The sequence below is a fragment of the Mesotoga sp. H07.pep.5.3 genome, from assembly GCF_002752615.1.
In the GTDB taxonomy this organism is placed as follows: domain Bacteria; phylum Thermotogota; class Thermotogae; order Petrotogales; family Kosmotogaceae; genus Mesotoga; species Mesotoga prima.
The window spans coordinates 1-24,174 of record NZ_AYTV01000003.1 but is presented as its reverse complement, the minus strand read 5'-3'; the positions used below and the strand labels follow the sequence as shown (position 1 = coordinate 24,174).

Here is a 24,174-nt window from a genome sequence, read left to right as displayed (position 1 = left end):
TTCTAAATGGCGATGAAGTAAGCTCGTTACTGACATCAACAAGAGAGCGAGATTCTGAATCAAGTTCAGAATGACGCGATGTGATGTTTTCGTAAGCCCCGCCGGGATGCTGAAACAAGTTCAGCATGACGGGATTAAGAGGAATCTGGAGTCTGGAGTCTGGCAAGACTGAGATCCCGTATAGGAACATTACGGGATGACAGTTTTTCTTCTTTACTGTCACGATGAATCCCGATCCGGCATCTCTATCGTCCCTAGAAAGAGTGGGTTCAGGAACCAAGAACGAAAAACCTAAACGCGCAGCGTCGAAACGAAGAACCGTTCTTCCCGAAGGACGGGTTCATGGTTTGGGACGAAGGACCAAGGACGGCTCTTTGCAGCGCTCAGCGGGTTCTTGCTCTTAAGCGTGCAGCGGCTCTTTCGAAGGACGGGTCCATGATGCTGGACGAAGGATCAAGGACGGCTACTGATTCAGCATGATGGAATGTAACGTACTCGTAATTACCTAACACTGTCATCCCGGACTTGATCCGGGATCTGGGTTCTTGAAGACCGTGGTCCGTGGTAGCAGGTAGGGGGTTCGAAAGAACAAGAGAAATTCGAAAGAACAAGAGAAACTGGTTGATCGTTAAGCGTTTCTCCGTCCTCAGAAAAGAACGGTTGCAAGTTCCAAGATGTAAGTTGTAAGAAGAAGACCTTTTTCTAAATGGCGATGAAGTAAGCTCGTTACTGACATCAACAAGAGAGCGAGATTCTGAATCAAGTTCAGAATGACGCGATGTGATGTTTTCGTAAGCCCCGCCGGGATGCTGAAACAAGTTCAGCATGACGGGATCCTCGACAAAGAACCGAAAACTTGGACGTGCAGCGATTAGCGGGTTTTTGCTCTTAAGCGTGAAGCGGCTCTTTCGAAGGACGGGTTCACGATCCTGGACGAAGGACCAAGGACGGCTTCTGATTCAGCATGACGGAATGTGACTTTCTCGCAATCGCCTAACACTGTCATCCCGGACTTGATCCGGGATCTGGGCTTTGCTCGAAGGACGGGTAAGAACTTTTGGAGTTCATATTCTTGATGGAGTCGGTAGTCCTTCTTGAAGCTTGCACCTTGCAGAACATGTAGTTGAATAGAATCGCTGCCGGCGAGCGCTGTATATGGGAGGTTCATATATGAAAGTACTCGGTCTCGTAGTTGAATACAACCCCTTTCACTATGGACATCTCTACCACCTCGAGAAGTCAAAGGACCTTGTGAAGCCCGACGTGACCGTTGCGGTGATGAGCGGAAACTTCGTCCAGCGAGGCGAACCGGCCATCGTCGAGAAGTTTGCAAGAGCGGAAGCAGCCCTAAAGCAGGGTATCGATCTCGTTGTTGAGCTTCCTGTGGTCTATTCTTTGCAGGATGCTGGTGGATTTGCCACGGGAGCTATCTGGACTCTTGACCACATTGGAGTGACGGACATAGTTTTCGGCAGCGAAACAGATGATACGGAACTGCTGAAAAAAGTTTCGAAAATCCTAATCGAAGAACCGGAATACTATAGAGATCTACTTAAAAAGCATTTGAAGAAGGGCCACTCGTTCCCCAACGCAAGGAAGTACGCTCTCAGGGATTTCATACATATTGAAGATAAAAATCTTTCTCACAGAATAGAAGAGATTGGTTCGTCCAACAATATCCTTGGCGTCGAATATCTAAGGGCAATTAACGAGATTGGCAGCAAGATCGCACCTCTCTCGATCAAGAGAGTGGGCTCTTCTTATACGGATGAAGAACACAGAGGCAAGTTCTCATCGGCAACGGCAATAAGAAAACTCATTCAGAAAGGCAACATTGAAAGCGCTTCTCAAGCTATCCCCAAAGAGTCGTTTGACATAATCTTGCGGGAAATCAGAAGCGGAAGAGGTCCTGTATTCAAGGAGGACGTAGAATCGTTTTTCATCTCATTTTACAGACTTTTGTCAAGGGACGACTATAATAGTTATTACGGATTCGTTGAAGGCCTGGATGCTAGATTTCGAGAGTGTTCCCTTTCAGGAAGCCTTGAAGAGTTTCTCCACTGCGTCAAGTCGAAGCGGTTTACTCTGTCCAGAATAAGAAGACTTATGTATTATCCCGTCTTCAGATTCACCGATAATCTTATAAGAAAAAGCAACGAATTCGGCCCCCAATACATTCGAGTACTGGGCTTCAATGAAAAGGGAAGAAATCATCTTTCGAACATAAAGCACTCAATGAAGATTCCAATAATAACTACGGCTTCTCTATGGAGAAAAGTCGTGGACGGAGCATTGAAGAAGGAAATGAAAATAGATGCAGATCTTTTAGAGGCTCAGCTAGAAAGGGATTTTGCAGCCGTTAGGTTCTACGCAAGCCTTTTCAAATATCCCGAAAGCAGATCGAGATGCTCCGACCTATTATCGAGAGTCATATACAATGAGGAGGATTCTTAACCAGTGCTTATCCAGGTTGCGATATCGAATTCCCCACTTTATGACACATACACTTATAGAACTGATTCTCCAGTCGACCCAGGTGAAAGGGTTGAAGTGAACTTCTCTGGGCGAAATACTGTGGGTTATGTTGTATCGCTGGAAGGTAAGACTGGGAGATACAGGATAAAGAGTATAAACAAGAGATTGGACGGTAGGCCATTTCTCTCATCTAAGGATCTCGAACTGGCGGAGTTCGTCATGAAAGAATATATCGCGCCTCCTGGAAAGGTCTTCGATCTCTTCTTCCCGCCTGGAAAACTCCTATCTGTAGATGACTTTGTCGTACCGCTTTCCGACGAGCTGGGATTCTCTCCAACCAAGAAAGATAAGTTTATTAAGCAATATGGAGAGGAAAAACTTACAGAGCTTCTTTCATTGCGTGACGTCAAGATCATGCATAGCTTCGAAAGGAGAACTCCGAAAAAACGCAAAATTAGACGCATATCGCTCTCTTTGAAAACAGACCTTTTGAAGCAGAACCTTACTCCACTCTGGCAAACGATAGTCGACTATCTTCTTTCCGTTGAATCTGCCGAAGTTTCCGAACTTGAAAAAAAGCTGCAGCTCAAAAGCAGAAGTCCGATTGAAACCTTGATTTCTAAGGGAATTCTAACTGAAGAGGAGACGGAAGAAGACGATTCTCACTGGGTGATTCCCGCAGTGACGGAACTTAACGGTAAGCAGAAAGAGGTCTACAAGAGCATAATGGAGAGCGGATCGAAAGCCTTTCTGCTCCATGGACTTACCGGGACGGGAAAAACTGAAGTCTATTTTAAAGTTATGGAGTACTTGTTGAATAAGGGCAGACAAGTCCTATATCTCGTCCCTGAAGTCTCTCTAACACCACAGCTTCTCGCGAGAATAAGAGGTGCTTTTCCAGGCAGAGATGTAAGACAATACCACAGCTATATGGCTAAAGGCTTGAGACAGCAAATATGGCTAGACGCAGTTGAAGGAAATGTTGACATCCTTGTCGGTACTAGAAGTTCACTTTGGGTACCGATGAAGAACACCGGTCTAATAGTCGTTGACGAAGAGCATGACACAAGTTTCTATCAGCAGAGCGTGCCTTACTATGATGGAGTTGAAGCCGCTATGAAGAAGGCCGAGCTGCTGAATGTTCCCATAATTCTTGGCTCGGCAACTCCAAGAGTGAGTCACTATCACTTGACGGAATCTGGAAAACTGATTCTTCTCAGCCTCACCGAAAGACCCGTCGGTTCCTTCCCAATAATTGAGCTTATCGATATGAAGGAAGAAAAGAATCCCATAATCAGCAAGAGGGCTCTTGAAGAGATTAAGAAAACGATTGCGGCAGGGAAGCAGGTCTTCGTCTTCGTTCATAGAAAGGGCTATTCAAATTACGTTGTTTGCTTTACGTGCGGAAATACGATTACCTGTCCACACTGTTCGGTTTCAATGACCTACCATAAGGCCGACAATTCACTGAAGTGTCACTACTGCGGTTATAAGGAGCCTATTCCAAAAACCTGTCCCAGCTGCGGATCAATGACGCTTTCTGCAAGGGGCTTTGGAACAGAGAGAGTCGAACACGATCTTCAAAAATACTTTCCTTCAGCGAAGATTATGCGGATGGACAGGGAGACTATCGATAACCCAGTGGCTTATGAAAAAGCCCTTCTTGAGATCTCAAAGAAGGAGTCTCAGATAATCGTTGGAACCAAGATGATCACCAAAGGTCTTGACTTTCCAGATGTTGAAATGGTTCTCGTGGTCGATGCAGACAGGCTGATGAGTTTCCCGAGTTACGACAGCCCCGAGACTGCATTCCAGCACATATCTCAAGTCAGCGGACGCTCCGGCAGAGCCGGCATAGGGAAAGCCTTCATTCAGAGTTTCAACCCGAAGAACAGGATAATCAAAGCAGCATTCGAGAGAGACTACGAAGCCTTCTACAAAGATGAGATAGCTCTCAGGAAGGAGCTAAACAATCCGCCATTCGCTAAGATCGCAGAAATCATATGCTACGGTGATACGGAAGACAAGAGCGGTGAGCTGGCAGAGAGGATTCTAAGTGAAGTCAAAGCAGAAAGACTCGATACAATAGAGGTCTTCGGCCCTCTCACACCACTGCTTTCGAAGCTTAAAAACTCGTACAGAATGAAGATAACGATAAAACTTCCTTCAGATAGTGATTGCGGATTCCTCGAAAAGATCCAAAAGAGACATCCCGCCGATGTCCAGATAATAATAAACGGAATCGGCGGAATTATATAGTCTTAAAACCCTCTTTTCAGTTCTCCTGGGAAAAAGCAGGAAACGTAATGACCTCCGCCAATATCTTGCAGCTTAGGCTCTTCTTTGGAGCAGATATCCTTTGCAATTGGACATCTCGGATGGAATCTGCAACCGGTTGGCGGGTTTATGGGACTTGGCACATCCCCTTCAAGAAGAATTCTCTGCTTCTTTTTCTCGGGGTTGGCCTCTGGAATTGCCGACATTAGAGAGACAGTATAAGGATGAAGTGGGTTATCGAAAAGCTTCTTTTTGTCTGCAAGTTCGGCTATTTTCCCAAGATACATGACGGCCACTCGTTTGCTTACGTGCTTCACGACACCGAGGTCGTGGGCAATGAAGAGATACGTGAGGCCAAAATCCTTTTGCAGATCGCTGAGGAGATTAAGAATCTGAGCCTGAATCGATACGTCGAGAGCCGAGACGGCTTCGTCACAGACAATGAGCCTGGGATTCAAAATGAGAGCTCTGGCAACGCCTATACGTTGCCTCTGACCACCGCTGAACTCGTGGGGGAATCTAGACATGTGATCCTTTGACAGACCGACTTTTGTCATAATGTCGGCCACTTTGTCCATAACATCTCTGCCGGTAGCGAGTCCGTGAATTCTCGCACCCTCGCCAATAATATTCTTGACTCTCATCCTGGGATTTAATGAAGAGAAGGGATCCTGGAAAATTATCTGAGCATCTCTTCTGAATGCTTTTCTCTTTTCCTCTCTGTTTCCCAGAAGACTCTTTACGAATTCCCCGGCGTCCTCGTTGAATTCTTTGAAGTACTTCTCTGCCATTTTTTTGTCAAAGCCGTCTTCGATGGAGCTGATAGCGCCTTCGACCGATCCCGACTTCTCTTTAAGGTCAGAAAACTTCTCGATGTAAGTTTGCTTAATATACTTTCTGGCTTTGAGAGAAGGCATAAAGAAATGGGTAGTGTCTTCGTCGCCCACAATTATTCTTCCCGAAGTCGGCTCGTAAAGCCTGAGAACAGTCATACCGGCTGTGGTCTTTCCGCAGCCGGATTCACCGACCAGTCCAAGAGTCTCCTTTTCGTAAACACTGAAGCTTACGTCATCGACAGCTTTGACCTGAGCAACGACTCTTCTAAAAACACCTGCCTTCACCGGAAAGTACTTCACTAAATTATCCGTTCTGAGGAGAAGTTTGCTTTTGTTATCGTTGCTCATGCGCTCTCACCTGCCCTTGCCACTTTGATCGTTTCGATAAGTTTATCTATGTGCCAGCAGGCAGCTGTATGATCATTTTCTATCTCAACCAACGGTGGTTCTTCCTTTCGACATTTTTCCGTTGCGAGAGGACATCTTGTGTTGAATCTGCATCCATCGGGAAAATCTAGAGGGTCGGGGACTACACCGGGAATATTATAGAGAACCTCTTTGTCCTCATCCAGCCTGGGGATCGCGTTCATAAGCCCCCATGTGTAAGGATGCCTTGGATTTTTGAACAAAGTGTGTACATCGGCGTATTCAACGACCTTTCCAGCATACATAACCACCACTCTCTGAGCCATCTCGGCTATTACCCCGAGATCGTGAGTAATCATCACGAGTGCCATGCCATATTGATCTTGTAAAGACTTCATCAGCTCGAGAATCTGAGCCTGAATTGTCACATCCAGAGCCGTGGTAGGTTCGTCGGCAAAGAGCAGTTTAGGATTGCAGGACAAAGCCATTGCAATCATCGCTCTCTGGCGCATTCCTCCGGAAAGCTCATGAGGGTATTCATCTATCCTTTTCTCCGGTTCAGGAATCCCGACTTTCTTGAGCATATCTATGGCCATTTGCCGGGCCTTCTTTTCATCTACATCCTGATGAAGCAGAATCGCCTCCATTATCTGGAATCCTATTGTAAAGACTGGATTGAGCGCAGTCATGGGTTCCTGAAAGATCATGGCCATCTCGTTCCCTCTGATCTTCATCATCTTCGATTCAGGAATTGCCATGACGTCTTCGCCGTCGAAGATGATCTTGCCACCTGCTATCTCACCCTTTTCGTCAAGAAGTCTCATAATAGAGAGCGATGTCACGCTCTTTCCGCAACCCGATTCTCCGACTATTCCGAGAGTCTCACCCGGAAAGACGTCGAATGTGACTCCATCGACGGCTTTCACGATTCCATCTTCTGTGTGGAAATAAGTTCTTAAATCCTCAACCTGCAGCAGTGCTTTCCTTTCATTCATGACTCAAACCTCCTCAGCTTCTCATTCTCGGGTCAAAGATGTCCCTAAGGGCATCTCCAACAAGATTCCACGCAAGAACGAAGAGCACCATGGCAGTACCGGGGAAAACAATGGCAAACCACGACTGGTCGAGCATAGTCATCCAGTTCCTTGAATAAGAAAGTATTGTTCCCCAGTCGGCATAACCCGGTTCTGCACCAACTCCTAGAAAGCTCAGTCCTGCTGCAGTTATGACATAAGATCCAATTCTCATTGACATCTGAACAACGACCGGAAAAATCGTGTTGGGAAGGATATGTTTAATAATAATCTTCCAGTCTTTCTGCCCCAGAGCCTTGGCAGCGAGAACATATTGTTCCTCTCTTGCTTGAAGAATGTTTCCCCTAATGAGACGTGCAGTGCTCATCCAGCCGAAGATTATCAGCGCGATTATGACTTTATCTAGCCCCTTTCCCAAAACCGTAGTCATTACCATAGCTGCAACGAGGAAGGGGATTGACAAGAATATGTCCGTTATCCTCATTAGGATTTCGTCAACCCATCCTCCGAAATACGCGGATATTGAGCCAACAATCACCCCAATAAGGGCAGCCATACTGGTAATTATCAAACCCAGTCTAAAAGCCGTTCTAGTCCCCCAGATTACACCGTAGAAGACATCCCTCCCACCGATTACTCCGAAGGGATGTTCTGCAGAAGGCGCTATTGGTTTTGATGACCAGGAAGCTCTTGGAATCTGGTAGTTATCACCCATCTCATTGACGCCTGCTATCTGAGGGGCAAATATTGCAATGATTATGAAGAAGATCAACAGACAAGTACCAAGAACCGCGGTTCCGTTTGTCCAGTATTTCTTCATGATCTTTCTAAATTCACTCTTTCTCTTTGCCGGCATCTGCATTTTCCCCCTCATTCAAGCCTTATTCTGGGATCAACCAGAGCGTAAGAAACGTCTACGATCAGGTTTCCAACAACCATTATGAAGGAGAAGAACAATGCTCCACCTATAATCGACCAGTAATCCAGAAGACTTGCTGCATCGGCAAGGAATCTTCCCATTCCGACGCGGGAGAAGATCGTCTCTACAAAGACTGTTCCTCCCAACAACCCCATAACCGATCCTCCAGCAACCGTAATGACTGGAATCATAGCGTTTCTCTTGGCATGCTTTTTGATAACCGTTCTTTCGGGCACGCCTTTTGCTCTTGCCGTCCGTATATAGTCCTTCCTCAGCACTTCAAGCATGCTCGAACGCGTAATCCTTAGTAGATAAGCCCACCAAAGGTACGCAAGGGTGAGGACAGGAAGTATAATGTGTCTCAATGCATCGATGAATATGTCAAGTCTCCCATTCAGTAATGCATCAAATGTTGGCATACTTGTTATTGTTCTCCATTCATCTGATCTCATGACCAGATCAAACTCCGTGCTTACCATACCCGGGGGAAACCAACCAAGAATTGAGTAGAAGACAAGAAGGAGCAAAAGCCCAAAAACAAAATCAGGAAGAGACCAACCCACAAGGGCAAAGACCCTTATGAATTGATCTGTAAATTTGTTCTGGTTAACGGCAGAAATCACTCCCAACCATATTGCAACAAGAATTACAGGAACAATTGCATAGATTGTCAACTCCAGTGTATACGGGAATCGCTCAAGCATCGACGGGAGTACTCCCTTTTTCCCAACCATGGAGTATCCAAAATCACCTTGTAGGATATTTCCAAGCCATTTCAAGTATTGAACAGGCATTGGTTCATCAAGACCGTATTTCTTGATCAGTCTCTCTGCCGCATCTGGAGTCTTCAAAGCTTCAGGACTCTTTACGTAAGAGGCAAGAAGCCTATCGGGGCCAAGGGCCCAGATCATAGAGAAAATAATCAGAGTAACACCTATCATTATCAATGGCAGTAGAAGAAGTCTCCTGATTATGTAAGCAGTCACCCGAAAATCACCACTCTTTCTTCAAAACAAAGGCAATAGTTTATTATAATCTATATCTCTAGTCAAAAAAAGAGCCGGGCAAGAAAAACCCGGCTCTCTACGGGATATTTCAATTACTGATTCTTGGAAAGCTGGTAATAGTAGAATCCAGACCTTACAAGATGAGGATACCAGCCCTCAACCCAAGGTGCTCTAACGTTGAGACCTGTTGGCATATACAGAGGAATACCGATTGCAGCATCAATTACCTTTTCCTGAATGCTTCTATAAAGCTTTATACGCTCTTGGTTGTCAATAGAGACAGCAGCTGCACTTATTTCAGCATCAACATTTTCAGCTGCCCATTCCTGGAAAGGAACTCCCTGTCTGGAAGCGTATACACCGTAACTTGCATAGTAGGTCGCGATGAAATTATGCGGGTCTGGATAGTCAGCCAACCAGCCTATTGTGAACAACGGAAGGAAACCGTTTCTCTGAGCCGCCAGATATGTCGGCCACTGTACACCAAGCGGCTCAACCTTGAACTTCGGATTGATCGAGTTCACAAAGTAAGCGAGCATCTCAGCAATAGTCTGTCTAGCATCGTTACCTGTGTTATAGAGAAGCTGAATCTTGAAACCTTTCTCCCAGACTTCTCCGCCCCAGGCCTTCTTGAACTCTTCAGCAGCCTTTGCGAGATTGAACTCTGGCAGGGGTAGCGTTTCGTCATATCCGAGGAAACCTTTGGGAAGGTCTGATGGAACAAGCTCTCCAAGGCCATTCAATACCTCGTCTACAAAAGTGGCTCCATCGTAGCAGTAGGCAAATCCTCTTCTAACATGGATATCAGAGAAGAAATCTCTTGGCACTCCGTTTCCATCTAGCTTTCCACTTCCAAGATATTCACTGCCCTCTGCAACGAGCCAGTTAAAGTGAAGGGAAGTAATACTTGCTGTCGGATAACCCTTCGTGACAACTGCTTTCCCCTCTGCTGCAAGAGCCTCAGCCTGATCTAGATATGGAGCGCCAAAGTATGCAATATCTGCATCTCCTGCTTCAAATATCGCTTTTCTGGTTGAGAATTCGTCAATTCCCCAGATCACGACGTTCTTGATCGTCGCAGGGCCTGCCCAGTAGTCGTCAAATCTCTCTAGAATTACTTTCATTTCTGCAGAGTCCCATTCTACAAGCTTGAATGGTCCTGAACCAGCTTCCGCATTATGGTACGGGCTCTCCTGCGGCTCGAGATCATGCCACTTCCACCAGCCGTCTGCTTTGCCGTCCCATGCTCCATTTTCGATTCCCCACTTGGAATCAGTTATAGCTGCCCAAGAACCAAAATGAGCTATCGTGTTCAAGAAAGGACCCCAAGGAGCATCAAGAGTAAATACAACACTGTTTCCCTCTATCTTGACCTTCGGGCTTACAACTTCCTCATAGAAGGAAATCAGTTTCTGCCTTGCCTCATCAGAAACGACGTTCTTGTCGGCATCAACTGCTTCTGAATATGGCATACCTGAGTAAGCTTCGAACCAGCTTTCAACGCTTGCGTGAGCACCACCGGTTAGAGCTTCGATGATCATCCACTGAGGTCCACCAGATGGGTCACCAAGAATGTACCTATGGAACGAATACTTGACGTCCTCAGGAGTAAGAACGTTTCCAGTGTGGAATTTGACCCCTTCCCTTATCGGGAATGTGTATACGGTCCCCTCTGGATTGATCAGGCCGTTCTCCACAGAAGGTACTTCTGTAGAAATCATCGGCAGGTAGTCAGTAACAGACTCACCGTCGTACTGAATCAAGTTGTCATACAGATTCAATATTACCTCACCACTGGCCGTATCATAAGAGTGAAGCGGATCGAGAGTTTCCGGTTCACCAATACCGAGACTTACAAATGTGTCTGGGTCACTAGCAAACGCAACTAACGACAAAAAAAGTACAGTAAGTGTTACCAGTAAAATCTTTCTCACTAATGTTGCCCCCTTTCAAAATAGAGATGAGTGTGATACTACAATTATAATCTATGGAGCCTCCAAATTCAAAATACCGTTAACCTGTACGTATTATTTCGGAAGCCAAAGCATTTTCACTTGTTCTTGACAACGCTCTTAAGACGATGGTAGAATCAATCTTGTTCGGGTGCGTAGCTCAGTGGAAGAGCGCTTCCTTGACGAGGAAGAGGCCGTAGGTTCAATCCCTACCGCACCCACCAAAGGGGAGAGTGTAGCTCTCCCTATATTTTTTCTAGAGTCTTAAGTATCAATTTGCTTATATCGTTGCCAGCTTTTTTTGCCATTTCCAGAACTTCTTCGGCAGTTAGCGGCTTCAGATCCTCGGCTACTGCCCTGTCGGAAATCGCCGATAGTCCCAATACTCTAATACCTGCATGCCGGGCAACGATGACCTCCGGAACTGTCGACATACCCACGGCATCCGCACCGAACCGTCGCAGCATTCTCAGCTCTGCTGGAGTCTCGAAGTTTGGCCCGGCCACTCCAACATATACACCTTCATACACTCCGATTCCAAGTTCTTTCGCAGAAAGAAGAGCCTTGCTCAAGAGGTCTCTGTCGACTGGCTCGCTCATATCGGGGAAACGCGGGCCCCATTCGTCAACATTCTGACCTATTAGAGGGTTGTCGCCCATGAAATTGATAATATCCCTTATAAGCATGACTCTACCTACTTCAAAGTCCGGATTCAGGCCACCGGAAGCGTTTGTAATCAGGAGAACCTCCACACCCAGTTCCTGCATTATTCTTATGGGAAAGGTGACGGTTCTCATTGAGTAACCTTCATAAAAGTGGAAGCGACCATTCATAAGCATTACACTATGATGGAGGGCATTTCCGAAAATCAGTTCGCCCTTATGACCCGGAGCGGTAGACAACGGGAAGCCGGGGATCTCATCGTAAGGAATTGAAACGGCATTTTCAAGGCTCTTCGACACGTCTCCAAGACCGCTGCCAAGAATTACCGCAACTTTAGGCTGCAAATCGACTTCCTTTTCTATGAAGTGAGCGGCTCTTTTGACATTTTCTACATAGTCCCTAAGCTCTTCCTGAAGCAAGGAAATACTCATGCTCGTCCTCCTTATAAGACATATACTTCATTATATCAAAACGTCAAACAGCTTGCTGGAACTATGCTATAATCTCACTGAATTAGTCCTGATTAGCTTATTTTCGAGAGGAGAGATCTAATGAGGTTTTCACAGCTTTACGCCCCAACATTGAAAGAAGCTCCCGCCGACGCCGACTTGATAAGTATCAAACTACTCGTTCGTGGTGGATTTGTGAGAAAAGTAGCGGCAGGCATCTATTCCTTTCTTCCGCTCGGTTTTCGTGTTCTGAAGAAGATTGAGGATATCGTCCGTCAGGAGATGAACGCTATTGGTTCTCAAGAAATTCTTATGCCGATCATTCAGCCGGCTGAGTTATGGCACGAGACTGGCAGATGGGACGACTATGGACCGGAAATGATGAGAATGCAGGATAGGCATGAGCGGTTCTTCACGCTAGGGCCTACCCATGAAGAGATCATTACCCATCTTCTAAGAAACGAGCTTAATTCATACAAGCAGCTTCCCGTTTCGCTTTATCAGATAGCTATGAAATACAGAGACGAGATTCGCCCCAGATTCGGACTCATGAGATCAAGAGAATTTCTTATGAAGGACGCATACAGTTTTCATGGTTCATGGTCCTCATTAGATGAGACCTACAAGCAGTTCTATGGTGCATACAGTAAGATTCTCCAAAGGATAGGACTGGAATTTCTCGTTGTGGAAGCTGATTCCGGGGCCATTGGCGGTAATGAGTCTCACGAATTCAACGTTCTAGCCGATTACGGTGAATCCACTCTGCTCTATTGCGACTGTGGCTACGCGGCCTCCGATGAAAAAGCGGAGTATCTGTTGCAAGAAGAATCTCAAGAAGGGGCTGTTGCTGACTTAAAGATAGTTCCTACGCCGAATTCCAGGACGGTAGATGAGGTTTCGGCTTTCCTTGAAGTGACCTCGAGGGATATTGTGAAGTCCCTAATATATAAAGGTAGAAAGGGCTACTATATGGCTCTGATTCGCGGAAACGAAGAGTTGAACGAATCAAAACTGAAGGCCGCTCTAGAGGACCAGACTCTCGTTATGGCAACCCCTCAGGAGGTTCTGGATTTACTGGGAGTTCCGATCGGTTTTGTCGGTCCAATTGGCCTTCCAAAAGAAGTCACAATCATTGCAGATCATACAATAGAAGGTTTGAAAAACGCGGTTTGTGGTGCACTGAAAGAGGGGTATCATTATTCCGGTGTTCTTCCCGGACGCGACTTCAAAATTGATTCCTGGCACGATCTCAAAATGGTTACTGAAGGAGATCCCTGTCCTAAATGCGGGGCACCTATGAAATCGGCAAAGGGCATCGAAGTAGGACATATTTTCAAACTCGGGACGAAATATTCGGAAAAGATGAACGGATACGTGACCGACGAAAAAGGTAATAGTATTCATTATATTATGGGCTGTTACGGCTGGGGTGTGTCTAGAACTATTAGCGCCATAGTTGAGCAGCTTCATGATGAAAATGGTATCATCTGGCCGCTAGCTGTAGCTCCGTTCGACATCATCGTAACTGCGGTCAACATAAAGGATCCTATCGTCTCAGAGAAATCCATACAACTATACGATATTTTAAGTGACGCGGGCTTCGACGTTCTCCTCGACGATAGAGAGATATCTCCCGGAATGAAGTTCAAAGACGCAGACCTTATAGGGATTCCCGTAAGAATAACGCTCGGCAAGAAGCTTGCCCAAGGTATAGTCGAAGTGAAACCAAGAACGGAGAAGAAACCACTTGAAGTTAGTATTGTAGATGGATTCGATACCCTTTTGGAAGAGATCAAGAAAGAGCTCTCTAATTACAGACCTGTCAGCAAGATGGAGGCCGAATAATGGGAGTTTTTTCTAGACTTAACGATGGTTTGAAGAGGACCAGAGAAGGCTTCTTCAAGAGGGTAAGAAAACTTCTCTCTTTTGAATCGCTTGATTCTGACTCACTTGAAGAAATCGAGGAGCTCCTGATATTGTCCGATATGGGTTCCGAAACGGCTGAGGAAGTCATCGAAGCTTTGAAAGATAGAATGGATAAAGGGAAGGAACCCGTTGAGGTACTGAAAGAAGTCCTTGTCGAGATACTTGACATACCCTTTGAGGTGCCACAATCGAGACCTTACGTAGTTTCGGTGGTCGGCGTTAACGGCACCGGAAAGACAACCACAATAGGCAAGCTTTCCAAACTCTACTCGAGCAATGGAAACAAAGTGGTTCTCGCTGCCTGTGACACTTTTAGGGCAGCCGCAGTAGAACAACTTAGAATTTGGAGTGAAAGAGCGAACGTTGACTTCATAAGCCAGGGTCAGGGCGCCGATTCCGCAGCAGTGGCCTTTGACGCTGTAAGCCACGCAGTAAGTAAGGGAAAGGATGTAGTGATTGTCGACACGGCAGGCAGATTGCACACCCGAAGCAACCTGATGGAAGAACTGAAGAAAGTACATAGAGTAATCGGCAAAGCATCGCCCGGAGCTCCTAATGAAGTATTGCTTGTAATTGATGCAACTACGGGACAGAATGGTCTGGTACAGGCCAAAAAATTCAAAGAAGCTGTCGATGTCACCGGGATCGTACTGACGAAGCTTGATGGTACCGCTAAAGGTGGTATTATTTTCGCTATTGTAAAGGAACTTGGGATACCGGTGAGATATATAGGCGTAGGAGAAAAGGAAGATGATTTGAAACCCTTTGACAGCAGGGAATTCGTGAACGCTCTTTTGTCTACCGGGGAAGAGGGTTCAGAGGAGGCTTAGAAATGGGTTTTACGCTTAAAAGCAGTTATGCTTTGAGAGCACTTTATAAAATGGCAAAGTCGACCCGCGAAGGAAAGGATAAGCTCTCGCTCGTCGAGATCGTCCAGGGAAATGAGATTCCGAGAGATTTTCTGGAGAAGATCTTCGGTGAACTGAGACAGGCGGGGATAATAAAAGCCGTAAGAGGCAGGTATGGCGGATACTGTCTGGCGAGACCTGCAAACGAGATACTACTGAGAGACGTTATACTGAAGCTCGATAAACCTATGAATTCATATCCGTGTCTTCAGCAGAACGGAAAGTGTCTTGAAGACCCGAATTGTACTGTTAAGTATGTATGGTTCAAACTATACAACGCAATGATGAGAGAACTCGGTTCTATGACTCTCGAGAATCTGCTTGAATACGGCGATAAAATTGCTCAGAACCCCTTGGAATCAAATGAGATGAAGGATAATCTCGAGTAGAAGACTTTGAAAGGAGGGGCGCCTGACCGACAAACAAAGAGTCGTTGGCGTCGAATAAAATGAAAGCCGTTTATCCAGGTTCCTTTGATCCGATAACATACGGTCACATAGATTTGGTCGAAAGATGCAGCAAAATCTTTGACGAGGTTCTGGTGCTCGTCATGGAAAACGTAAACAAGAAACATTTTTTTAGTCATGAAGAGAGAATTGAAATGGTAAGGTGTGGCGTGTCTCATCTGGAGAACGTTACGATCATAACTTACAGCGGGCTTCTAGTTGATTTCGCCAAAGCCAATGATGTTAAGATCATAATTCGTGGTCTCAGAGCCGTATCAGACTTTGAGCTCGAGCTTCAAATGGCTCACGCCAATAAGGCTATGCTTCAAGAGCTGGAAACGCTTTTTCTAATGACAGACACTTCCAACTCTTTCATTTCTTCTTCTATGGTCCGTGAAATAGCGGCATTTGGGGGAGACATTTCCAAATGGGTTCCGCCTTGCGTACAGGAAGAATTCAGAAGAAAGCTTGGGAAATGACTTAACATCACGGAAAATATTAACTGTACAACTGGGTTATAATTTTTCTTGGAATTTTAATGGAGGAGGACATGAAAAATGGCAAATATCACCAGCGGCATGGTAAAGAAACTCCGTGATGCCACTCAAGCGGGCATGATGGATTGTAAAAAGGCGTTGGTCGAAACCGATGGAGATTTCGATCAGGCAAAGGACTATCTCAGGAAGAAGGGGATACTGAAGGCAGACAAGGTTTCGGGAAGAGAGACGGCCGAAGGACTTGTTTATTCTTATATTCATCACAACGACAAACTCGGGGTACTTCTCGAGCTCAACTGTGTCACCGACTTTGTGGCGAGAATGGAAGAATTCAAAGAGCTTGCTCACAAGATCGCTCTGCAGTTGGCTGCTATGGGAGCTAGATTTATCTCCCGCGAACACGTGCCTCAGGAGATCATAGATAAAGAGAAGGAAATATACACTGAACAGATGAAAGATAGCGGAAAGCCAGCAAACATAATAGAGAGAATCGTTGAAAGCAAGCTCGAGAGTTTCTACAAGGACAATTGCCTTATCGAGCAGGAATACGTTTTTGAAAGCGGCAAGACGATAAACGATCTCCTTGTCGAACTGATTGCGAAGACCGGCGAGAACATTAAAATCAGCAGATTCGTCCGCTGGCAAGTTGGAGAGTCTGAGAACTGAGTCTGAAAGGTGAGCCTGGTGCTCACCTTTTTTTCGGAGGTGCTTATGTATAAGAGAGTGCTCTTGAAACTCAGCGGTGAGGTTTTGAGCGGAGAAGGCGCGAGAGGATTTGATTCAGAGAGAACTTCCTTTCTCATCGAAGAACTCCGCCCGGTTATTGAAAAGGAAATTCAACTTGCAATAGTGATCGGTGCGGGAAATCTTATAAGGGGTCGTGAACTGTCGAATATGAGAGGATCAAGAGCCGATGAGCTTGGGATACTTGGCACCATTATGAACGCCCTTTATTTGAAGGAAGCACTCTGCGTGAACGGTTTCGAGACGATAGCAGTCTCCTCGATTGCCGGTATTTCTTCTCTAGTTGAGCACAGATACGATACCATTGAAGATGCTCTAAATGAGGGAAAGATAGTCGTTTTTGGCGGCGGGACATATCTGCCTTTTTTTACGACGGACACAGCTGCCGCAGTGAGGGCAGTCGAAATCGGCGCAGATGTTTTGATAAAGGGCACGAAGGTTGATGGAGTATATGACAAAGATCCTAAGACGAATGAAGACGCTACCAAGATTGACAGAACAACCTTCTCTGAGGCTATCGAGAAGGGATTAGGCATCATGGATATAGAAGCCTTCTCGATTTGTCAGAGGTATGGATTATCCGTTAGAGTTATAGACTTCTTCAACAAGGGTAACCTGTTCGATGCTATAATAGGCGGGAAAACAGGCACGGTAGTTTTACCTGATTAATTGGAGGTGGAGAAATGTACGCTCAAATCGTTGATTTAGTAGCCAGGGAGGTACTTGATTCAAGGGGGACCCCAACAGTTGAGGCCGAGGTATGGCTTGACGACGGTGGTCATGGTAGAGCAATAGTCCCTTCAGGAGCTTCAACCGGGAAGTTCGAGGCTCTTGAACTAAGAGATGGAGATAAGAAGAGATTTCTCGGAAAGGGCACGCTGAAGGCGGTTGAAAATATAAACGAAGTGATCGCTCCTGAGATCATAGGCATGAATGCCTTTGACCAGATAACTCTTGATGCGGCCCTTCTTGAGCTTGATGGAACTGAAAACAAGGACAAGCTTGGTGCCAATGCAATTCTTGCCGTCTCAATGGCAGTTGCACGTGCCGCGGCCGATAGTATCGATACACCGCTGTACAAATATCTAGGCGGAGTCAACGCAAAGGCTCTTCCTGTACCGTTTATGAACATCGTAAATGGTGGAAAACACGCAGACAACAACCTGGATATCCAGGAGTTCATGATAGTGCCCGCCGGCTTCAAGCATTTTAGGGATGCCCTTAGAGCCGGAGTAGAAGTCTTCCATAATCTGAAGAAGCTCTTGAAGGATAGCGGTCACGTCACTGCAGTAGGTGACGAAGGCGGATTTGCTCCGAGTTTTGAAAACAACGAGGCTGCGTTGAAATACATCATAAACGCTATAGACGCGGCCGGTTACAAGGCAGGAGAAGAGATCATGATTGCCCTTGATTGTGCAGCAAACGAATTCTACAACGAAGACAAGGGCCTCTATAACATCGACGGGAAAGAGCTCACTCCAGATCAGCTGATCGAATACTACTCGAATCTCACGAAGAGATACCCAATAATCTCAATTGAAGACCCATTTGCCGAAGAGGACTGGGAAAGCTTTGCAAAGTTCACGAGAGAGATTGGAGACACTATTCAGATTGTTGGAGACGATCTTTTCGTTACCAATATAAAGAGACTCAAAAAAGGCATCGAGAAGAAATCGGCCAATTCTATTCTAATCAAGCTCAACCAGATCGGTTCTGTCACTGAGACTCTCAACACGATCGAGTATGCGCAAAAGCACGGAATGACCTGTGTAATCTCACACAGATCTGGAGAGACTGAAGATACTTTTATTTCTCACCTTGCCGTAGCCGCTAATACAGGCATGATAAAGACAGGTTCTGCATCAAGGACTGACAGAATCGCGAAGTATAACGAGCTTCTGAGAATCGAAGAAGAACTCGGAGAACAGGCACAGTTCAGAGGAAGGGAATCCTTCTATAATCTTTAACTGATAATCATTGTAGCGCGGGGCCTGTAAGGTTCCGCGTTTTCATTGGAGGAAGAAAGATGCTGCTAGACATCATTGGTCCGGCAATTGTGGGGCCGTCGAGCTCCCATACCGCCGGCATGGCAAGGTTAGGCAGGGCCTTTCGGTCACTCTTTGCCAAAACGCCTAACGAAGTGCGATTTGTGCTCAACTCACCGCTCTTCGCAACTTTCAGGGGCCACGGTTCAGATAGAGCTCTCGTCGGCGGAATAATGGGGATCAAGGAATCCGATCCCATTCTGAGAGACTCCTTCCAAATAGCAAAAGACAAGGGCATCTATTTCACTTTCGAAGAAGAAGACATGGGTGACTTTCATCCAAACACAGTTAAAATCAATGGGAGCTCCGGAGAGTCCTTCTTGACAGTGACAGGAGCATCGGTTGGTGGCGGTTCGATAAGGATTACTGCGATAGATGATTTTGAAACCGACGTTACTGGAAAGTATCCCTCGCTAGTGATACTAAACGCAGATATTCCCGGGGCTCTTTCAAAGATTGTAGGGGCGATTTCTTCGAGCGATATGAACATCAGCAATCTCTTTCTTTCAAGAGTAGACCCGTTCAGGCACGAGGCTCTATGCGTAGTCGAACTGGATAATGAACCGGACGAGCATCTGCTTAGTGCTATAAAAAGGCTTGAAGTCGTGAAGAAAGTATCCTATCTCGAAAGGCTGGATTCACTGGTATGATAATGAAGTTTGAAGACCTGGTAAGAGCCGCAAGAGACTCGAAGACTCCGCTTCATAAAGTCGTGTCTGACTGGTACATGATGAGTACTGGAAATGATCCGAAAGTTGCCGAAGATACCGCAAAGGAACTGGTCGGAGAGATGATGAGTTCTTACCGCAGCAGGCTCGAAAAACCCGAGAAATCTCTTACTGGCTGGGTCGGAGATAACGATGAAAAGGCGAGAAATCACGCTCCTGAGTTTCTCAGTCCGCTGGTCTATTCAGGAGTTGGAGTTGCCCTCTCGATGTCTGAGCACAATGCAAGCATGGGGAAAATAGTTGCGTGTCCTACTGCGGGTGCATGTGGTGTCGTTCCGGGAGCCCTCCTTTCTCTTCACTTCAATAGAAATATTGACCTTGAAACACTTGGAAACGCATTGTTGGTTTCTGGAGCTGTAGGCGAGAGGATCAGGAAAAGGGCGTCGATTTCCGGTGCCGTGTCAGGCTGCCAGGCAGAGATAGGTACCGCTACGGCGATGGCTTCAGTTGCCATAGTCTACGCTACGCATCCCGAAGAATACAGTGCGCTTGAGAATGCCCCGGCGCTCGCGTTGAAGTCCCTAATGGGACTTGTGTGTGACCCCGTTGGAGGTTTCGTTGAAATCCCCTGCGTCAAAAGAAATGCGTTTGGTGTATCCATTGCATTCACAGCGGCAGAACTTGCGCTTGCCGGAATTAAGTCGGCCATCCCCTTTGAAGAAGTTGCCGACTCTCTCGGAAGAGTTGGGAGAAGATTACCCGAAGAACTCAAGGAAACGGCAAGAGGAGGGATCGCGATCACTCCGACTGCAAAGAAGATGGTGGCAGACTTCCTGAGTGGAGTTGACAGGAAGGTCTAATCGGTTTAAAATTGCCTTGCCCTATTCTCGGTTTGAGGCATAGCCCTTTCTTGGATAGAGGATTATATTGGGAGGCAGATACATGGAAGTTAACAAGCAAGAACTAGTTAAGGAATATCAGATTCACGACAACGATTCGGGTTCGACCGAAGTTCAGATCGCAATTCTCACCGCGAGAATCAGGCATCTCACTGAGCATCTCAAGAAACACCCCAAGGATTTCCATACTAGAAGGGGTCTTCTAAAGTTGGTCGGAAGAAGAAGAAAGATGTTGAGATACATCAAGACCAAGAAGCCTGAAGTCTACCTCGAACTGATAAACAAACTCGGGCTGAGAGGTTGATAGAAGTAGAAATCGTCTGGAGCGGTTTACCGCTCCTTTTTTGCGTGGGTTTTACTCAGCTGATATAATTGATTATTTGATGAAATGAGAAAAAGAGGTGTTATTGTGAGTTATAGGAGATGGGAAAGGGAATTCTTTGGCCAGAAGCTCGTCATAGAAAACGGGAAGATGGCAAAACAGGCTGATGGAGCCGTTGTACTCAGGTATGCCGATTCAGTCCTGCTAACTACGGTGAATGGAAATGAACAGGCAGTGCCGGGAACTGATTTTCTTCCTCTTACCGTTGAGTATCAGGAAAAGTTCTATGCGGCGGGAAAGATACCGGGTGGTTTTCTTAAAAGAGAAAGCAGACCGAGCGATAATGCCGTTCTCTCTGCAAGAATAATAGATAGACCTATCAGGCCTCTCTTCCCAGACGGGATGAGAAATGAGATTCAGGTTATCGTGACTGTCCTGTCTGCCGATCCAGACAACCCGCCCGACATCTGGGGGATAATGGCATCGTCACTTGCATTAAATATTTCTCCGATTCCCTTCGAAGGGATCGTCGCCGGCGTCCAGGTAGGATATGTCGATGGAAAATACGTCGTGTTTCCCTCTGCCGACGAACTCGAAAGATCTGAACTCGATATAGTTGTTGCAGGGACGGAAGACGCAGTTGCAATGGTAGAAGGGGAGGCAAAAGAAGTCTCTGAAGAAGTCATGGTCGGAGCGCTTGAAGCGGCCCACGAAGCTATTAAATCGCTCGTAGCCTTCCAGAAGGAAATAATCAGTGAGTTCCAGACTGAGAAGTGGGAGCTCGAGATACCGACTGCGCCAGAAGGATTTCTCGAATCATTCGAAACACTGGTTGACAGAAATAAGCTCGCCGAGATAATGCTCACTCCCGGTAAGAAGAACAAGGACAAAGCCTTGAAAACATACAGGGACGAGCTAATCGAGCAGTTTATAGAAAAAGCAAAAGAAAGATGGTCCGAAGAGGAAATCGAAGACAACATTGGTTTCGTGAAGGACTTCTACCACGACATAGAGAAGAAAGTAATGAGAAGGCGAGTAATAGAAGACGATGTAAGGATGGACGGGCGTAAGCACAACGAAATCCGTCCGATCAACATTGAACTTGATCTCCTGCCAAGAGCACACGGTTCGGCTCTTTTCACCAGGGGCGAGACCCAGAGTCTGGGAATTGTCACTCTCGGGGCAACGATGGACGAACAGATAGTCGATACGATGTTTGAAGAGGGTTCGAAGTCGTTTATGCTTCACTACAACTTCCCGCCTTTCAGCACCGGGGAAGTGAAGAGGCTTAGGGGGCCAGGCAGAAGAGAAATTGGACACGGTCATCTTGCCGAGCGATCTCTGAAGAACATTGTGCCTAACGGCGAATCTTTCCCATATACAATAAGAGTCGTATCTGAAGTTCTTGAATCCAACGGCTCCTCTTCAATGGCAACCGTATGCTCCGGATCGCTCTCATTAATGGCGGCTGGAGTTCCGATGGAGAAGCACGTGGCGGGTGTTGCCATGGGCATGATTCAAGAACCGGAAAAGACCGTCGTTCTCACAGATATTCTGGGAAACGAAGATCACATGGGTGACATGGATTTCAAGGTTACAGGAACTCGTGACGGTATAACCGCTTTTCAGATGGATGTGAAGGTTTCCGGCGTATCAAGTGAGATAATGACAAAAGCACTTGAGCAAGCAAGACTGGCAAGACTCAAGATACTTGATCTTATGTACGAAGCCATTCCCGAACCGAGAAAGTTTGTCTCCGACTATGCACCTATTATAAGGACGATCAATCTCCCTTACGAGAAGATTGGGGAGATTATCGGACCCGGCGGAAAGGTCATAAAGAAACTTTCAAGCGAGTATGATTCAACGATCTTCATAGATGACGAGAGATCTCAGGCTAAGATCGTTGGAAGCAATCGAGAAAAACTCGATCAGCTGGAAAAAGTAATAGATGCGATAATCTCTGAAGTGAAACCCGGACAGCTTTTCGAAGGAAAGATCTCGAGAGCGGAGGCCTATGGATTCTTCGTAGAGATTGCGCCAGGAAAGACCGGGCTCCTGCATATTTCGAAGATGGGTGCCAGCGGCAAGGATTTCCTTAGAGAGCACAAAGTCGGAGACACGATTGCCGTCGAAGTGGCAGGAACTGATCAGATGGGAAAGATAAGTCTGAAGCTCGAAGGTGTCGAGGTTAAAGAGGACAGTAAGCGAGACAATAAAAGGCCATACCATAGGAACGACAGAAACGACAGAAACCGAGGAGACAGAAACAGAAAGTAGGTAATTGATGAATAATCATTATATTGAGCTGCCGAACGGCGCAGTTATTATAGGTGAGCGAAAAGAAGAGACGAGAACGGTCTCGATGGCTTTCGCGATGAAGGTGGGTTCCGCTGATGAGGAAGATTCCATCAGCGGCGTTTCTCATTTTATTGAACACGCTCTTTTCAAGGGAACTCTTAGAAGAAATGCTTTCGAAATAAAGGAACCGATCGAGAGAATAGGCGGTAGTCTTAACGCCTATACGGGAAGAGTCTCAACTGTTTACTATGCAAAGGTTCCCGACACTTATGCTTCTGAGGCTCTGGAGATCCTATTCGATTTGATAACCTCCCCGCGTTTTGACGAAACCTCTCTGGAACTCGAAAGAGGGGTCATTATGGAGGAGATCGCCGCGGCTGAAGACGACCCCTACGACAGAATATACGACATGACCATTGAGAAGGTTTGGGACAGAGATTTTGGCAGGCCGATTCTCGGCTACCAGGATACAGTCGGAAATTTGGAGAAGGAAAAGCTCACCAACTTCTACGATCACAAATATGTCGCAAACAACGTTATTTTTGCCGTTTCGGGAAACTATAACGAGGATCTCCTGAAGAATACCGAGAGAAAACTTCTTTCCATGAGAGTCAACGGTTCTAAACCCGTTGCCAAATCTCCCGTGATTTCACAAAGACCACTGTGGATTGTTGAAAGAAGAAAGGACCTTCAGCAGGTTCATCTTCTATTGACTAGAGACGCCCCGGGCAGAAGAAACAAGGATGATTTCGATGCCTTCAAGATATTCAACACTCTCTTTGGAAGCGGAATGAGTTCCATTCTGTTCCATAATATCCGAGAACAACTTGGAATGGTATACAACATCAGTTCTGAATTCGTCTCTTATGCAGATTCCGGCGCATTCATGATAAATGCAACCACCGGCCCGAAGAACCTTGACAATCTGGTGGCTTCGCTGAAAAAGGAAATAGGGAACCTCATAAGCCGGGGCGTAACCGAAGCTCAGTTCAATTATGGAAAGGAAAGGGCAAAAGGAAAACTATTGATGTCTACCGAAGGAACACTGCAGACGCTGAGCAGATTCCTGGATGACGTAGTTATTTGTGGAAAACCGGACTCTCTGGAGGACTTGATCGCAAGAATAGAAGCCCTTACCATTGATGATATAAACGACTCCATCAAGAGACATATCGCCGGCCCCTGGAATGTATCGCTACTTCTCCCTGAACAAATGCAGAACTCCACATTCTTGACAGAAGAACACTTCGAAATTTGAGTTAATCCGCATGGATTCGCTCGAAGAAGGGACCAGAGGAAACGAACCTGTAACTTGACAATAGGAAGTGGTACTGGTAGTATAGGAATTGCTGACGCGAAGTTAGCGTTAGCGGGAAAGGCGAGCGAGGAGAAAGGGTCATTGAAAAATGGATAGCAATCCAGCGAGTTTCAAAAGAATGA

Annotated in this window: 20 protein-coding genes and 1 tRNA gene; 15 read left to right on the top strand and 6 right to left on the bottom strand. The window is 46.2% G+C overall.

Annotated elements, in window-relative coordinates:
- Window positions 1-1,170 precede the first annotated feature (1,170 nt).
- Together V513_RS02120 and priA are read left to right on the top strand one after the other, a co-directional pair.
- Window positions 1,171-2,454, top strand: a complete 1,284-nt coding sequence (locus V513_RS02120) for a nucleotidyltransferase (protein ID WP_099771495.1) — start codon at window positions 1,171-1,173, stop codon at window positions 2,452-2,454.
- Window positions 2,455-2,457: 3 nt separating this feature from the next.
- Window positions 2,458-4,734, top strand: coding sequence for a replication restart helicase PriA (gene priA / locus V513_RS02115; RefSeq protein ID WP_099771494.1), 2,277 nt, complete (start codon window positions 2,458-2,460; stop codon window positions 4,732-4,734).
- Window positions 4,735-4,736: 2 nt separating this feature from the next.
- Here the strand turns inward: priA and V513_RS02110 are convergent, their stop codons facing one another.
- From V513_RS02110 to V513_RS02090, 5 genes are all read right to left on the bottom strand, one after another.
- The gene (locus V513_RS02110) at window positions 4,737-5,936 is read right to left on the bottom strand and encodes an ABC transporter ATP-binding protein (RefSeq protein ID WP_014730112.1); all 1,200 of its coding nucleotides are present in this window, start codon (window positions 5,934-5,936) and stop codon (window positions 4,737-4,739) included.
- On the bottom strand, window positions 5,933-6,949 hold the full coding sequence (locus V513_RS02105; protein ID WP_014730111.1) for an ABC transporter ATP-binding protein: 1,017 nt from the start codon (window positions 6,947-6,949) through the stop codon (window positions 5,933-5,935). Before V513_RS02105 ends, V513_RS02110 begins: the two co-directional genes overlap by 4 nt.
- Before the next feature lie 13 nt (window positions 6,950-6,962).
- The gene (locus V513_RS02100; protein WP_014730110.1) at window positions 6,963-7,844 is read right to left on the bottom strand and encodes an ABC transporter permease; all 882 of its coding nucleotides are present in this window, start codon (window positions 7,842-7,844) and stop codon (window positions 6,963-6,965) included.
- Window positions 7,845-7,858: 14 nt separating this feature from the next.
- Window positions 7,859-8,893 carry an ABC transporter permease gene (locus tag V513_RS02095; protein ID WP_006491453.1) on the bottom strand — a complete coding sequence of 345 codons (1,035 nt, stop codon included), beginning with the start codon at window positions 8,891-8,893 and terminating at the stop codon, window positions 7,859-7,861.
- Between the two features lie 113 nt (window positions 8,894-9,006).
- The gene (locus V513_RS02090; RefSeq protein ID WP_099771493.1) at window positions 9,007-10,848 is read right to left on the bottom strand and encodes an ABC transporter substrate-binding protein; all 1,842 of its coding nucleotides are present in this window, start codon (window positions 10,846-10,848) and stop codon (window positions 9,007-9,009) included.
- A gap of 167 nt (window positions 10,849-11,015) precedes the next feature.
- On the opposite strand from V513_RS02090, the gene V513_RS02085 reads away from it, so the two are divergent.
- A tRNA-Val gene (locus V513_RS02085) sits at window positions 11,016-11,090 on the top strand.
- Window positions 11,091-11,111: 21 nt separating this feature from the next.
- On the opposite strand, the gene V513_RS02080 is transcribed toward V513_RS02085, so the two are convergent.
- Window positions 11,112-11,960 (bottom strand): purine-nucleoside phosphorylase, encoded by an 849-nt coding sequence (locus tag V513_RS02080; protein WP_099771492.1) that lies wholly within the window; start codon window positions 11,958-11,960, stop codon window positions 11,112-11,114.
- Window positions 11,961-12,080: 120 nt separating this feature from the next.
- Between V513_RS02080 and V513_RS02075 the strand changes: the two genes are divergently transcribed.
- From V513_RS02075 to V513_RS02020, 12 genes are all read left to right on the top strand, one after another.
- Entirely contained in the window at window positions 12,081-13,823 is a 1,743-nt protein-coding gene (locus V513_RS02075) for a proline--tRNA ligase (RefSeq protein ID WP_099771491.1), read from the top strand.
- Window positions 13,823-14,734, top strand: coding sequence for a signal recognition particle-docking protein FtsY (gene ftsY / locus V513_RS02070; protein WP_099771490.1), 912 nt, complete (start codon window positions 13,823-13,825; stop codon window positions 14,732-14,734). The genes V513_RS02075 and ftsY overlap by 1 nt, the downstream gene beginning before the upstream one ends.
- 2 nt (window positions 14,735-14,736) lie before the next feature.
- Entirely contained in the window at window positions 14,737-15,201 is a 465-nt protein-coding gene (locus V513_RS02065; protein WP_099771489.1) for an RrF2 family transcriptional regulator, read from the top strand.
- Window positions 15,202-15,260: 59 nt separating this feature from the next.
- Window positions 15,261-15,737 carry a pantetheine-phosphate adenylyltransferase gene (coaD, locus tag V513_RS02060; RefSeq protein ID WP_014730104.1) on the top strand — a complete coding sequence of 159 codons (477 nt, stop codon included), beginning with the start codon at window positions 15,261-15,263 and terminating at the stop codon, window positions 15,735-15,737.
- A 78-nt stretch (window positions 15,738-15,815) separates the two neighbouring features.
- Window positions 15,816-16,421 (top strand): translation elongation factor Ts, encoded by a 606-nt coding sequence (gene tsf / locus V513_RS02055; RefSeq protein WP_099771487.1) that lies wholly within the window; start codon window positions 15,816-15,818, stop codon window positions 16,419-16,421.
- Window positions 16,422-16,466: 45 nt separating this feature from the next.
- Window positions 16,467-17,168 carry a uridine monophosphate kinase gene (locus V513_RS02050; RefSeq protein WP_014730102.1) on the top strand — a complete coding sequence of 234 codons (702 nt, stop codon included), beginning with the start codon at window positions 16,467-16,469 and terminating at the stop codon, window positions 17,166-17,168.
- Between the two features lie 14 nt (window positions 17,169-17,182).
- A complete protein-coding gene (gene eno, locus V513_RS02045) occupies window positions 17,183-18,466 on the top strand; it encodes a phosphopyruvate hydratase (RefSeq protein ID WP_099771486.1) in 1,284 nt (427 codons plus the stop codon).
- Window positions 18,467-18,525: 59 nt separating this feature from the next.
- Complete coding sequence (sdaAB, locus tag V513_RS02040; RefSeq protein ID WP_099771485.1) at window positions 18,526-19,194, top strand: L-serine ammonia-lyase, iron-sulfur-dependent subunit beta; 669 nt, start codon at window positions 18,526-18,528, stop codon at window positions 19,192-19,194.
- Window positions 19,191-20,072: an L-serine ammonia-lyase, iron-sulfur-dependent, subunit beta gene (locus V513_RS02035; RefSeq protein ID WP_099771484.1), complete on the top strand. Its 882-nt coding sequence runs from the start codon at window positions 19,191-19,193 to the stop codon at window positions 20,070-20,072. The genes sdaAB and V513_RS02035 overlap by 4 nt, the downstream gene beginning before the upstream one ends.
- Before the next feature lie 82 nt (window positions 20,073-20,154).
- Window positions 20,155-20,415: a 30S ribosomal protein S15 gene (gene rpsO / locus V513_RS02030; RefSeq protein WP_006491437.1), complete on the top strand. Its 261-nt coding sequence runs from the start codon at window positions 20,155-20,157 to the stop codon at window positions 20,413-20,415.
- Window positions 20,416-20,499: 84 nt separating this feature from the next.
- Window positions 20,500-22,713 (top strand): polyribonucleotide nucleotidyltransferase, encoded by a 2,214-nt coding sequence (locus tag V513_RS02025; protein WP_373561602.1) that lies wholly within the window; start codon window positions 20,500-20,502, stop codon window positions 22,711-22,713.
- 7 nt (window positions 22,714-22,720) lie between these two features.
- A complete protein-coding gene (locus tag V513_RS02020) occupies window positions 22,721-23,992 on the top strand; it encodes a M16 family metallopeptidase (RefSeq protein ID WP_099771482.1) in 1,272 nt (423 codons plus the stop codon).
- Window positions 23,993-24,174: the final 182 nt, after the last annotated feature.

What these genes read in the sequence shown, in the direction of transcription:
- V513_RS02025 (WP_373561602.1), top strand. Translation starts at nt 20,500, where the DNA reads ATGAGAAAAAGAGGTGTTATTGTGAGTTATAGGAGATGGGAAAGGGAA.
- rpsO (WP_006491437.1), top strand. Translation starts at nt 20,155, where the DNA reads ATGGAAGTTAACAAGCAAGAACTAGTTAAGGAATATCAGATTCACGAC.
- V513_RS02110 (WP_014730112.1), bottom strand. Translation starts at nt 5,936, where the DNA reads ATGAGCAACGATAACAAAAGCAAACTTCTCCTCAGAACGGATAATTTA.
- V513_RS02105 (WP_014730111.1), bottom strand. Translation starts at nt 6,949, where the DNA reads ATGAATGAAAGGAAAGCACTGCTGCAGGTTGAGGATTTAAGAACTTAT.
- tsf (WP_099771487.1), top strand. Translation starts at nt 15,816, where the DNA reads ATGGCAAATATCACCAGCGGCATGGTAAAGAAACTCCGTGATGCCACT.
- V513_RS02075 (WP_099771491.1), top strand. Translation starts at nt 12,081, where the DNA reads ATGAGGTTTTCACAGCTTTACGCCCCAACATTGAAAGAAGCTCCCGCC.
- V513_RS02080 (WP_099771492.1), bottom strand. Translation starts at nt 11,960, where the DNA reads ATGAGTATTTCCTTGCTTCAGGAAGAGCTTAGGGACTATGTAGAAAAT.
- V513_RS02065 (WP_099771489.1), top strand. Translation starts at nt 14,737, where the DNA reads ATGGGTTTTACGCTTAAAAGCAGTTATGCTTTGAGAGCACTTTATAAA.
- V513_RS02020 (WP_099771482.1), top strand. Translation starts at nt 22,721, where the DNA reads ATGAATAATCATTATATTGAGCTGCCGAACGGCGCAGTTATTATAGGT.
- V513_RS02050 (WP_014730102.1), top strand. Translation starts at nt 16,467, where the DNA reads ATGTATAAGAGAGTGCTCTTGAAACTCAGCGGTGAGGTTTTGAGCGGA.
- V513_RS02100 (WP_014730110.1), bottom strand. Translation starts at nt 7,844, where the DNA reads ATGCCGGCAAAGAGAAAGAGTGAATTTAGAAAGATCATGAAGAAATAC.
- eno (WP_099771486.1), top strand. Translation starts at nt 17,183, where the DNA reads ATGTACGCTCAAATCGTTGATTTAGTAGCCAGGGAGGTACTTGATTCA.
- sdaAB (WP_099771485.1), top strand. Translation starts at nt 18,526, where the DNA reads ATGCTGCTAGACATCATTGGTCCGGCAATTGTGGGGCCGTCGAGCTCC.
- coaD (WP_014730104.1), top strand. Translation starts at nt 15,261, where the DNA reads ATGAAAGCCGTTTATCCAGGTTCCTTTGATCCGATAACATACGGTCAC.
- V513_RS02120 (WP_099771495.1), top strand. Translation starts at nt 1,171, where the DNA reads ATGAAAGTACTCGGTCTCGTAGTTGAATACAACCCCTTTCACTATGGA.
- ftsY (WP_099771490.1), top strand. Translation starts at nt 13,823, where the DNA reads ATGGGAGTTTTTTCTAGACTTAACGATGGTTTGAAGAGGACCAGAGAA.
- V513_RS02035 (WP_099771484.1), top strand. Translation starts at nt 19,191, where the DNA reads ATGATAATGAAGTTTGAAGACCTGGTAAGAGCCGCAAGAGACTCGAAG.